We start from the raw sequence: 11,895 nt of genomic DNA, 5'->3' as shown, positions 1-11,895 counted from the left end.
GGACAAGAGGAAGTAAAAAGGGAAGCGAGTTGTCCTTTATACGGGTTTAAAAGGACAAGAGGAAGCAAAAAGTGAAGTGAGTTGTCCTTTATGTGGATTCAAAAGGACAAGATTAAGCAAAAAATGAAGTGAGTTGTCCTTTAGGTGGGTTTAAAAGGACAAGAGGAAGCAAAAAGCGAAGTGAGTTGTCCTTTATAGGGTTTCAAAAGGACAAGAGGAAGTAAGTAGTGAAGCGAGATGTCCTTTATACGGTTTCAAAAGGACAAGAGGAAGCAAAAAGCGAAGCGAGATGTCCTTTATACGGATAGTCCCGCATTATTCCCATCAAAGTTTTCCTAAAAGCAACAGAGTTTATGAAAAAAGACAAAAATAAAGAGCCTGTTACAGGCTCTTTATTTTAGTTCCAGCGCCTATCTGCTAAAAAGAATTAGCAAGGCGCTTTCACATTTCAAATTATGATTGTTTCCTTGTTTGATGTTCCAAAATGATTAAATCCTGTGACATTTTAGTTTGCCCGTTAATTTGTGAGTGGGCATGTTTTGGAGTGTACCATCCGCGATTAAATGGACTTGCAGTTCGATTTCGGTGAGTATTCATCGATTTTCCCATTGCAAAAGCCCCTTTCCATCGTTTCTAGAGTCTATCTAAATAGAATCTTGATCACGCGTGCCAGATGCTTTCATCCGTTCCCCTGGATGGGTATTTGTAGAACCATCAGCCCGTTTGGATGCAAATTCAGCTTTTGCTCTCGGTTCACCTTCGAATTTGTTATCATTTCCATATGGAAAACCTTTCGCTTTGTTACGCATAAAGTTCCTCCTATATGTGAGTCCAATACGTGAAAAAAGCTTCTCACGTATTTATAGTATGACTGATTTTTCAAGAACATATGATAAAGAAACATTATGAAATAGATGGAAGTCAGCGTGCTGCCACATCTAATTTTTTTCGTAACTTATCCTTATTATATATCCAACCAGTATAGGATCCGGTAATATTTAAATCCTCATCGAGCTCAACGATTGCTACAAAGGGATAATGTCCCTTGCTGCGATAACGTAAATCAATGAAACGTACCTCATAAGTTTTGTCGTTTTTCTCTTTTACTACCCACCTAAAAATTGGTGAGAAAGATAAGAACGCAGATAAATTTTTATCCTTTTTAGCTGCTTCAATTTCTGGTGTATTAGGAACAGGGATTTTTTTGAAAGTATCTAAAATTTTTATAGTACGTTTTTCAGCTTTTCCAACGTAAAAATGGTCATCCGTCTCTACGACTATTCTCCATTTAGAAAAACGCATCGTAGAAGCAACGATGATTTTCTTCACATCTGGAATTTCCTTTATTACAACCTTGCGAATCGACCTTTGTTCATGGAAGCGCAGTAAATAATAAAAGATAATAATGATATACATCGTTAAAAAAGTAATTCCCGGGTTAAAGCCAACTCCCCACAAAATGAGTCCGACAATATGCATACCAAAAATAAACGGATCAAATGTATTAATCATCCCGAGCGCCACCCATTTCATAGATAGTGGACGAAGCGCTTGGGTGCCATAGGCATTAAAGATATCCACAAAAACATGGAGAAATACAGCAATAAATGTCCAAATCCACAAATGAAGCATATTAGCACTTGGAATTAATAAATGAACCACTAAGGAAACTAAAAGCGGCCATAGAATAACCGCTGGAATAGAATGAGTAATTCCCCGATGATTACGTATATAAACAGCATTATTTTTAAACTTTAGTGCCGTGTCGATATCAGGTATTTGCGAGCCAATGATTGTTGCTACTAGGACACTATGTGTATTGACAGCATCGTGTGCAACAACGGGGTCCAAGGTTGCTAAACCACCTAAAGCAAACCCCATAACAAGATGTGTTCCTGTATCCAATCTAATTTCCTCCTCAAGAAGGCGTTTATGAAAGCTATCCAGTAACTACTTTCCGCTTTACTTAAAACATGATATGGTAGTAACGATGCAAAAGCAATAGATAAACTAGTAAATCCATATAAATGATAAAATTGACTAGTTTATTTCTTATTAATTAACTTGTCTTATGAGTTTAGTCTCAGTCTAGTTACGGTGCCTATCGGCTAGCGGATTTCTACGTCTCCTTCGTACGATAGGTCAACATCGGCTCGCCGTGTTTCCTTTATCACAGTCGAAAACTACGAAATCCGTACTACGATGAGCAAGTAACTTTCGCTTTTCTTATATATTCCCAAAATAGAGAGTGGTTTAACCAATGAGTGAAACATTAAAAAATATTAACAACATAAATATAAAAAGATTCCAAGATGATTTAATAAGCTGGTTTGAAAAAGAACAAAGGGACCTTCCGTGGAGAAAAGACCAAGATCCTTACAAAGTTTGGGTTTCCGAAATCATGCTGCAACAAACAAAAGTAGATACCGTAATCCCTTATTTCTTGAATTTTACCCAGCTATTCCCTTCTATTGATGAACTTGCAGCTGCCGATGAAGAAAAAGTTTTAAAAGCTTGGGAAGGTTTAGGTTATTATTCCCGTGTACGAAATCTTCACTCTGCTGTAAAAGAAGTAAAAGAAAAATACAACAGCAAGGTTCCCGACAATCCAAAGGAAATTTCGATGCTTAAAGGGGTCGGTCCATACACAGCTGGTGCGATATTAAGCATTGCATTTGGAAAACCAGAACCAGCCGTAGATGGCAATGTCATGCGTGTTTTTTCAAGAATATTATCTATTTGGGAGGATATAGCCAAACCTTCTACACGGAAAATATTTGAAGATGCAGTTCGGCAATTAATTTCGGAGGAAAATCCCTCTTACTTTAATCAAGCATTGATGGAATTAGGAGCGCTAATCTGTACTCCGACATCGCCTTCATGCTTACTTTGTCCAGTTCGCGAGCATTGTCATGCTTTTGAAGAAGGAACTCAAGGTGAGCTTCCTGTTAAAACAAAGAAGAAAAGTGTCAAGCATGTCGATCTTATTGCGGGGCTATTAATAAATGAAGAAGGAAAAATCCTAATTCATAAAAGACCGAACAAAGGACTTTTAGCTGATCTATGGGAGTTCCCTAATGTCGAAAAAAGCCAAATCGTCCATCCAAGACGGGTTTTAGAGGACTTTCTTTTAAATGAATATAAAGTAAAAGGTGAAATGCAAACAAGAACTTTTGCGAAAATTGATCATGTATTCTCCCATTTAACATGGGGAATTGAAGTATATGCCGGTGAAATAATCGGAAAGGTGAAAGAAACCACTACATTAAAATTAGTAACAGCAGAAGAATTGGCTGAATACGCTTTTCCAGTATCACACCAGAAAATATGGAAAGAGTATCAAGGTACAATGGAAAAATAGCAGGCAACCGTTGCCTGCTATTTTTCACTAAATAGATAACGATTTATTTCCTGTGCAACTTTTTTTCCTTCTTGCATAGCCCAAACAATCAAACTTTGTCCTCTTCTCGCATCACCTGCAGCAAAAATTCCTTCTTGATTTGTTTTAAAATCAACATCATTAGCGAAAATTTTGTTTCGTTTCTTCTCAACGTTTAAAAATGAGGAGTCATCTACACCTTCAAATCCGATAGCAATAAGGACAAGATCAGCTTCCCAAAAACGGCTTTCAACTTGAACATCTTCTTGAAAAGAAGTTGTTTCCAAGCTCTGTATGTTTCCATCCTTGTCACCATGGAATGCTTTAGTTTCGATAAAATACTGCCGTGGGTCCATACCAAACTTGCTATCAGCTTCTTCATACGCATAATCCAATGTAAATACTTGAGGATTTTCCGGCCATGGATTTGATTTGGAACGAGTGGGTGGAAGCTTCCCATGTTTCCCGAACTGAATAACACTTTTACAGCCTTGGCGAATAGCAGTTGCTACGCAGTCTGCACCTGAATCACCGCCACCGATCACAATAACTTTTTTATCCGTAGCACTAATACTAGGCACATATTGTTTATTAAGAAGATGCTTTGTGCTTTCCTTTAAGTATTCCATTGCAGGATGGATACCAACTAAATGTCGGCCATTGATATTAAGTTCACGTGGTTTATCGGCGCCAGTACAAATTAAAACGGCATCATATTCCTTCCTTAATTCTTCCAAAGTAATATCGACTCCGATGTTAGTATTTCCCTTAAAGACTATTCCTTCATTGTGAAGCAGCTCAATTCTACGTTCTACATATTTTTTATCGATTTTCATGTTTGGAATGCCGTACATAAGCAGGCCGCCAAAACGATCGTCTTTTTCATATACCGTTACATGATGTCCTAATTGATTTAAATCATCCGCAGCTGTAAGCCCTGCAGGTCCTGATCCGATTATTGCAACCTTTTTGGAGGTTCTTATACTCGGTTGGTTTACTTTTACCCAGCCTTCTTGAAATGCTCGGTCAATAATAGCTTTTTCGATACTTTTTATCGTAACAGGCTGACTTGGCAGACCGGCAGTGCAGGAACCTTCACAAGGAGCAGGACAAGCCCTTGAAGTAAACTCTGGGAAATTATTTGTTTTTGCCAGCCGGTGATAGGCTTCCAGCCATTTTCCTTGATAAGCAAGCTCATTCCATTCTGGTATTAAGTTATATAATGGACATCCACTAGTTTTTGCATTAATAAGAGCCCCGATTTGACAAAAGGGAGTCCCACAATCCATACAGCGAGAAGCTTGTAATTTTATAGCATCCTCCGAAAGTGGTTTTTGATACTCTTGCCAATGGTTAATCCTATCTAGTGGATGCTGTTCATCAGGGTTTTCTCTTTGGATGTCGATGAATCCTGTTAAATGCTCCATAAAAAATTTCACTCCCACGCTAATTTTAAAGGCTCTTTTCTTAACCATATTGCTTTTGAAAAAGAAAATCTTATTAAATTCTTCATTCGGCTTTAGAATGCATATTTTTTAAGAAAAGATGCCCCGGAACTAAGTCTAATTTTAGATTAAAGCATATTACGAAAAGCAATAATCTATTCAAAGCAGCCTTTTTTAAAAGAAATCGGCAAAAATGCCGATTTTCCGAAATTCTACCTTTAATTAGAAGACTAAATAGATTGACTATCTTGAATTGGAGATGAAAGTGTTTCGAATTCGTGTAATGTTTCCAGCAATTTTCCTTCTTTTTTTATATTAAAAGCGGTAAGTCGTGCATCTGCATTTGATAATCCTCGATTTTGCAGATCATCAATCATTGCAGTCATATTTTTGTATTCATGTGGGATGATTTTGACAAAATGTTTTTTCAGCTGTTTCCAATGTTTTAAGATCGTTTTTGCCTTTGGACTTCCAGTGAATAGGTAGTGCTTGTTAATCATTTGATGAAGTTCGATTAATTCATTTTCGAATGTTACCTGTTCTACATCCACTAGCTCTTGGTTGATATGTGGCAAGATGTCTTCGTCAGCAGAAAAACCCTTGAAGATATAAGCGATTCCCCCTGACATTCCAGCAGCAAAGTTTTTCCCAATTGGTCCAATAATAGCAACTCTACCGCCTGTCATATATTCACAGCCATGGTCTCCGACGCCTTCTACGACCGCTTTCACACCACTGTTCCGTACGGCAAATCTTTGACCTGCTACACCACGAATATATGCTTCACCGGAGGTTGCACCAAATAAGGCAGTATTGCCAATAATGGCATCTACTTGTGGAATGCTCCAATTGTTATCTGGTTTAATGATCAGCTTGCCTCCTGACAATCCTTTTCCAACATAATCATTGGCATCACCTTCTAAAGTGATTGATAAGCCTTTCGGGATAAAAGCACCAAGACTTTGCCCGGCAGAACCTTTTAATTGGATGTGAATTTGATCTTCTGGCAAGCCTTCCGCACCGTATTGTTCCGAAATTAGATTACCTAAACTCGTTCCTACTGAACGGTCCGTATTTTTAATATCAAATTGCAAGGTAGTTTTCTGTCCATTTTCAATAACTGTTTTTAACAAAGGAATAAGGGTCCGTTGATCGAAGCGGTTTTCTAATTCATGATCCTGTGTTTGAGGAGTAATAGTTCTATCAGACGGTTTATATAAGAGATCATTTAAATCAAGATGCTTTGCTTTCCAATGCGAGGTTACTTCCTCTTTAATTTTTAAAAGATTCGTCCTGCCAACAATTTCATCGAGGCTTCGATACCCGCACTCAGCTAAAATTTCCCGAACATCTTCGGCAATAAAATGCATATAGTTCACGATATGATCAGGGCTTCCTGCAAATTTTTCTCGAAGCAATGGATTTTGAGTAGCGATTCCAACAGGGCATGTATCTAAGTGACATGCTCTCATCATTATGCATCCAAGAACAACAAGTGGGGCAGTAGCAAACCCGAATTCCTGTGCACCAAAGCATGCTGCTACGATAACGTCTTTTCCTGTCATTAATTTTCCGTCTACTTCTAAGGTTACTTTCTCTCTTAACCCATTTAGTAAAAGAGTTTGATGTGCTTCCGATAATCCGATTTCCCAAGGGACACCGGTATGTTTAATGCTTGTTCTTGGTGATGCGCCTGTTCCGCCGTCATGGCCGCTAATTAGGATAGTATCTGCTAATCCTTTTGCAACACCTGCGGCTATTGTTCCAACGCCGGCTTTTGCAACAAGCTTTACACTGATTTTTGCTTTTGGGTTGGCGCTTTTTAAATCGTAGATCAACTGGGAAAGGTCTTCGATGGAATAAATATCATGATGCGGTGGAGGGGAGATTAATCCTACCCCAGGAGTGGAACCTCTAACCTCAGCGATCCATGGATAAACCTTTTGTCCAGGCAGCTGGCCGCCCTCACCGGGTTTTGCTCCTTGTGCCATTTTGATTTGAATTTCTTCTGCATTTGTTAAGTAATAGCTTGTTACTCCAAACCTTCCGGAAGCAACTTGTTTAATGGCGCTTTTACGGGAGTCTCCGTTTGCATCCGTTTGGAATCGTTCTGTTTCCTCGCCGCCTTCACCACTATTGCTTTTGCCGCCGATTCGATTCATCGCAATTGCTAATGCCTCATGAGCTTCTTTGCTAAGAGAGCCGTAAGACATTGCTCCGGTTTTGAACTTTTTCAAAATGTTTTCGACTGGCTCCACTTCATGGAGAGGGACAGGGGAGCGATCACTTTCTATTTTTAAAAGACTGCGTATCGTTGTAAATGGTCCATTTTCATTCATGCTGACAAATTTTTTATACACATCTATATCGTTTGTTCTTGCTGCCCTTTGAAGGGTATGGATGCTTAATGGGTTAAATTGATGGAATTCCCCACCTTTACGCCATTGCAACTCACTTCCAGAATCTAATGTTTGATCGTAAAGTTCCAATTCGGTAACTGCTTTTTGATGTCGCATTAATGTTTCATGAGCGATATCCGTTATTCCAATACCACCAATTTGTGAAACAGTCCCAGTAAAGTATTGGTCTAGAACTTGCTGCGAAATTCCTAATGCTTCGAAGACCTGAGCACCGCGATAGCTTTGAATCGCAGAAATGCCAACCTTGGACATGATTTTTATGACACCATCTAATAATGCGTGAAGATAATTTTGAACTGCCTGTTCGATGTTTAAGGTAATATGTTGATCTTCACAAAGGTGGAGGATCGTCTCATATGCTAAATATGGATGAATAGCATCAGCACCGTATCCGAGTAACATCGCCATATGATGGGAATCTCGTGCTTCACCTGTATCAACAATAATGCTTGCTTTCGAGCGGCAACCATTTTTAATTAAATGATGATGGATGCTGGCTGTTGCAAGCAAGGAAGGAATCGCAGCATGCTGATCATCTACTTTTTGATCAGATAAAATAATGAGTTCATGTCCTGCTTGAATAGCTTGATCAACCTTAGAAAAAATCCTATCCAAAGCGGATGCTAATCCAGTTTCCCTGCTGTCAGTCGGAAAAATAGTATCAATCTTCACTGCGTTCCAGCTGGAATTCATTAAAGCATCAAGCTGTGAAAAAGTTAAAAATGGGTGCTTCAGCTTAAGTTTACGTTTACCTTTGTTATAGTTTTCAAGTGGGTTCGTATTTTCTCCTAACCAAGAAATCGTGGAAATGACACATTCCTCTCTGATTGCATCAATTGGAGGATTGGTTACTTGCGAAAATCCTTGTTTAAAATAATGGAATAGCAACTGCGATCTATCGGAAAGAACAGCAAGCGGTGTATCTATTCCCATTGCGCCGGTAGCTTCCTTTGCTTCTGTTGCCATTGGCTTCAGCATTTTCATTAACTCTTCATACGTATAACCAAACATCCTTTGCTGAAAAAGAAGGTCTTTACCAGCTAAGCTGGAAGTTAGATTGAAACGATCATCGTTTAATTCTTTAACGGTTTCCTTTAAATAGTTGCTATAAGGCTCTTCAAGACTAATTGTTTTTTTCAATTCATCATTAGGGATGATTCTTCCTTGTACTGTATCAACTAAAAGTAATTCTCCGGGTTTTAAATGCTTCCGTTCTAATATCATGTCATTGTCAACGTCTACAACACCAACTTCAGAAGCAAAAATGATCCTATCATTTCTTGTTATATAGTAACGACCTGGACGTAACCCATTTCGGTCGAGGATTGCACCAATCTGTATTCCGTCCGTAAATCCAAGTGCCATTGGGCCATCCCAAGGCTCCATACACCCGCTTTGATATTCATAAAACGCTTTTAAGTATGATGGCATTTCTTTATCTTGTTCCCATGGTTCAGGGACCATCATCATCACTGCTTTAGGAAGAGAAACACCTTTTAGAAGTAAATATTCTAAGACATTATCGAATATCGCTGAATCACTTCCAGAAGGATCGATAACTTCTAAATTGGAAATATTTTTTGCATGAAACGAGTTCATGTTTCCTTTAATCGTATTGATTTCGCCATTATGTGCGATGACACGGTTTGGATGTGCTCTTTCCCAACTTGGAAAGGTGTTTGTGCTGTATCGTGAGTGGATCAAGGCAAGGGATGAAGTAAATCTTTCATCACGTAAGTCGGAGAAATAATGGGATAATTCTTCTGCTAGTAGCATTCCTTTATAAACTATCGTACGATTTGAAAGGCTAGGAATATACATTTCGGATTTATATAATTGTTCAATTTGTTTTCTTAAGGAATACAATTGAGCAGGAAATTCGTCTGTTTGACGTACGATTTGTGTAATAAAGATTTGTTTAATGCTTGGCTCTGATTTTCTCGCTTGCTCACTTAGTAGTTCTGATGACACGGGGACTGATCTGACTCCTAAAACAGATAATCCGTGCTTCGAAGCTTCTTTATAAAATTCATTAATTATTTTTTCGTTGGCTTCACTTTCTTGTGGTAAAAAAAGCATGCCAACTGCATACTCGCCTTGATTTGGAAGCTCAAATGGGCATACTGATGAAAAAAAGTCGTGCGGAATTTGCAGCATGATTCCTGTTCCATCACTTGTAGATTTATCCGCGCTTTTCCCTGCCCGGTGATCAAGTCGTTTTAACATCTCTAAAGAGGTGGAAACCACTTCATGGGAAGGGCGGCCTTTTATATCTGCATAAAAACCGATACCACAGGCATCATGTTCGAATTCCGGTCTATATAATCCATTCGTTTTTATAGGAGAACGAATCATTTTCATTAGCAACATTCCTTCCAAATTAAAAATACCGAAGTATCTGATAATTAAAAATTTTACTCTAAAACTATTCATCTATACAATATATAGTTAAGAATGAAATAATCTCAAAATGAGAATGGTTGTGATAATCGTGGAATTAAGGCAACTAATTTACTTTAACGAGGTCGCAAAAAATGAACATGTTACGAAAGCGGCGGATGAATTGCATGTTGCCCAATCAGCCATCAGCAGACAAATTAGCCTATTAGAAGCGGAATTGGGGGTAACTTTGTTTTTGCGAGAAGGAAGAAATGTCCGCTTAACTTCTATAGGTAAAGTATTTTTAGAGCATGTAGAAAAGATCTTAAGTGAAGTGGAAAAAACAAAAGAAAAAGTGGAAGAATACTTAAACCCTGAGAAAGGTGTCATTCGATTAGGCTTTTCCACAGGATTATCGGTGCATACCTTTACTATGGTATTCACTGAGTTTCGAGAATTGCATCCGAAATTACATTTTCAATTATTACAAGGTACCGCTCCATATTTATTAGAATTAATGGAAAAAGGCGATATTGATATGGCCTTTGTTGCGCCTGTTCCTACCGATCATGCGGCAGTGAAAGGGGATATTTTTTTTACAGAAAAAATGCTGTTATTGCTACCGGAGCATCATGAGCTGGCAAAGGAAAAAACCATTCGGATTAATCAGCTTGAACAGGAAAGGTTTGTAACATTCCGCTCAGGACTACCGATTCGCGAAATGATTTTTAAAGCGTGTCAAAAAGCTGGATTTGTTCCTACCATCGCATTTGAAGGCGAAGATATGGATACGATTAAAGGACTTGTGGCAGCTGGAATTGGCATCGCCATTTTACCAGAACTGGCATTGTCCCATAATGTTCCAAAGGATGTTGTAGTAGTTGAATTGAATGGTCCCGAATTCTTTAGGGCTGTAGGCGTCATGACTCCAAAAAATAGAGAACTTGCCCCGTCCGAACAGCAATTATATAAATTTCTAAAATCCTTTTATGATCGATTATATCGGTTTCAGATGTGATGTGAAAGGTGGAAGCGCCTGTTCATCGGCGTACGGATGAGTGAAATTTGTAGCATTAGGGTAATGAAGGACAAAACATGGTCTGGTAATAAGCGATCTGTCCTTCATTCGGGTTGTGAAGGACAAAACAAGTTCGGGTAACAAAGGAACTGTCCTTCATCCGGATTATGAATGATAAAACTTTTTGTAGTTTTTCCTGAGAATTTAGTGGCAAAAAAACTATGAGAATAAATTAGTAATTTAACCTTTTTTCACAGCTTGGCACAACATAAGAAAACCCGATAGGCTATCCGCGATGTGTTATTTCTTCCACTATTTCCCGATGTATGGTCTGCCCTTCCGCATTTAGATACGGAGCTATTTGCTGGAGGGAATGATGGTAATAGGAAAGCTCCTCATCCGTCCACTCTGTTTTTGACATCATTGATATTTGCGTCATATCACGAACATTATCCAATTTGGAACACTCCTTTCGTTTTCGAATACCAATAGTTTTCTTTGCGGAAATGTTGATTATACATTTTATAAAAAATTAGATGGAGATCGTATTTGGCGGACACCAGTTCCGTTGGTTGTGACAAAATGGTCTAGTTTAAAAAGAGATAGTGTTTAAATTTGCCGAAGTTGTTCAAGAATATCATTAATTCGGATACTGTCACCTGCGGATCAATCAAAACTGTCTTATTGAACTCTTTTAAGAAAAAAGTGAAAGTGAGTTGTCCTTTATCAGGGTTCAAAAGGACAAGAGGAAGCAAAAAGTGGAGTGAACTGTCCTTTATAAGGATTTAAAAGGACAAGAGGAAGCGAAAAGTGGAGCGAGCTGTCCTTTAGAAGGGTTCAAAAGGACAAGAGGAAGTAAAAAGTAGAGTGAACTGTCCTTTATAAGGGTTTAAAAGGACAAAAGGAAGCGAAAGGTGGAACGAGTTGTCCTTTATAAGTGTTTAAAAGGACAAGAGGATGCAAAAAGTGGAGTGAACTGTCCTTTAGAAGGATTCAAAAGGACAAGAGGAAGCGAAAAGTGGAGTGAACTGTCCTTTAGAAGGATTCAAAAGGACAAGAGGAAGCAAAAAGTGGAGCGAGCTGTCCTTTAGAAGGATTCAAAAGGACAAGAGGAAGCAAAAAATGGAGTGAAGTGTCCTTTAGAAGGGTTCAAAAGGACAAGAGGAAGCAAAAATCAGAGTGAACTGTCCTTTATAAGTGTTTAAAAGGACAAAAGGAAGCGAAAAGTGGAACGAGTTGTCCTTTATAAGTGTT

At 38.5% G+C, this 11,895-nt stretch carries 8 protein-coding genes; 2 read left to right on the top strand and 6 right to left on the bottom strand.

Going from position 1 to position 11,895, the window contains the following annotated elements; translation table 11 throughout:
* Window positions 1–453 precede the first annotated feature (453 nt).
* The 3 genes from AC3WJF_RS15820 to AC3WJF_RS15810 all read right to left on the bottom strand — a co-directional run bounded on the left by AC3WJF_RS15820 (window position 454) and on the right by AC3WJF_RS15810 (window position 1,905).
* Entirely contained in the window at window positions 454–609 is a 156-nt protein-coding gene (locus tag AC3WJF_RS15820; protein WP_492453877.1) for a YpzG family protein, read from the bottom strand.
* A gap of 35 nt (window positions 610–644) precedes the next feature.
* Window positions 645–809 (bottom strand): small, acid-soluble spore protein K, encoded by a 165-nt coding sequence (locus tag AC3WJF_RS15815; protein ID WP_492453874.1) that lies wholly within the window; start codon window positions 807–809, stop codon window positions 645–647.
* 112 nt (window positions 810–921) lie between these two features.
* Window positions 922–1,905 (bottom strand): metal-dependent hydrolase, encoded by a 984-nt coding sequence (locus AC3WJF_RS15810; protein WP_492453872.1) that lies wholly within the window; start codon window positions 1,903–1,905, stop codon window positions 922–924.
* A 355-nt stretch (window positions 1,906–2,260) separates the two neighbouring features.
* Between AC3WJF_RS15810 and mutY the strand changes: the two genes are divergently transcribed.
* On the top strand, window positions 2,261–3,361 hold the full coding sequence (gene mutY, locus AC3WJF_RS15805) for an A/G-specific adenine glycosylase (protein ID WP_492453870.1): 1,101 nt from the start codon (window positions 2,261–2,263) through the stop codon (window positions 3,359–3,361).
* A gap of 17 nt (window positions 3,362–3,378) precedes the next feature.
* Here mutY and AC3WJF_RS15800 read toward each other — a convergent pair whose 3' ends face one another.
* Entirely contained in the window at window positions 3,379–4,806 is a 1,428-nt protein-coding gene (locus AC3WJF_RS15800) for a glutamate synthase subunit beta (protein ID WP_492453867.1), read from the bottom strand.
* 248 nt (window positions 4,807–5,054) lie between these two features.
* On the bottom strand, window positions 5,055–9,605 hold the full coding sequence (gene gltB, locus AC3WJF_RS15795; RefSeq protein ID WP_492453865.1) for a glutamate synthase large subunit: 4,551 nt from the start codon (window positions 9,603–9,605) through the stop codon (window positions 5,055–5,057).
* A gap of 130 nt (window positions 9,606–9,735) precedes the next feature.
* On the opposite strand from gltB, the gene gltC reads away from it, so the two are divergent.
* Window positions 9,736–10,641: a glutamate biosynthesis transcriptional regulator GltC gene (gene gltC / locus AC3WJF_RS15790; protein ID WP_492453863.1), complete on the top strand. Its 906-nt coding sequence runs from the start codon at window positions 9,736–9,738 to the stop codon at window positions 10,639–10,641.
* Between the two features lie 286 nt (window positions 10,642–10,927).
* Here gltC and yfhS read toward each other — a convergent pair whose 3' ends face one another.
* The gene (gene yfhS / locus AC3WJF_RS15785) at window positions 10,928–11,080 is read right to left on the bottom strand and encodes a mother cell protein YfhS (RefSeq protein WP_492453931.1); all 153 of its coding nucleotides are present in this window, start codon (window positions 11,078–11,080) and stop codon (window positions 10,928–10,930) included.
* Window positions 11,081–11,895: the final 815 nt, after the last annotated feature.

It is taken from the genome of Heyndrickxia sp. FW510-T9 (assembly GCF_058781025.1).
This window is presented reverse-complemented; position numbering and strand designations above follow the sequence as displayed.

Bases quoted from the DNA above. Each gene is read 5' to 3' on its own strand.
- yfhS (WP_492453931.1), bottom strand. From the start codon at position 11,080: ATGACGCAAATATCAATGATGTCAAAAACAGAGTGGACGGATGAGGAG.
- AC3WJF_RS15800 (WP_492453867.1), bottom strand. From the start codon at position 4,806: ATGGAGCATTTAACAGGATTCATCGACATCCAAAGAGAAAACCCTGAT.
- AC3WJF_RS15815 (WP_492453874.1), bottom strand. From the start codon at position 809: ATGCGTAACAAAGCGAAAGGTTTTCCATATGGAAATGATAACAAATTC.
- mutY (WP_492453870.1), top strand. From the start codon at position 2,261: ATGAGTGAAACATTAAAAAATATTAACAACATAAATATAAAAAGATTC.
- AC3WJF_RS15820 (WP_492453877.1), bottom strand. From the start codon at position 609: ATGGGAAAATCGATGAATACTCACCGAAATCGAACTGCAAGTCCATTT.
- gltB (WP_492453865.1), bottom strand. From the start codon at position 9,605: ATGAAAATGATTCGTTCTCCTATAAAAACGAATGGATTATATAGACCG.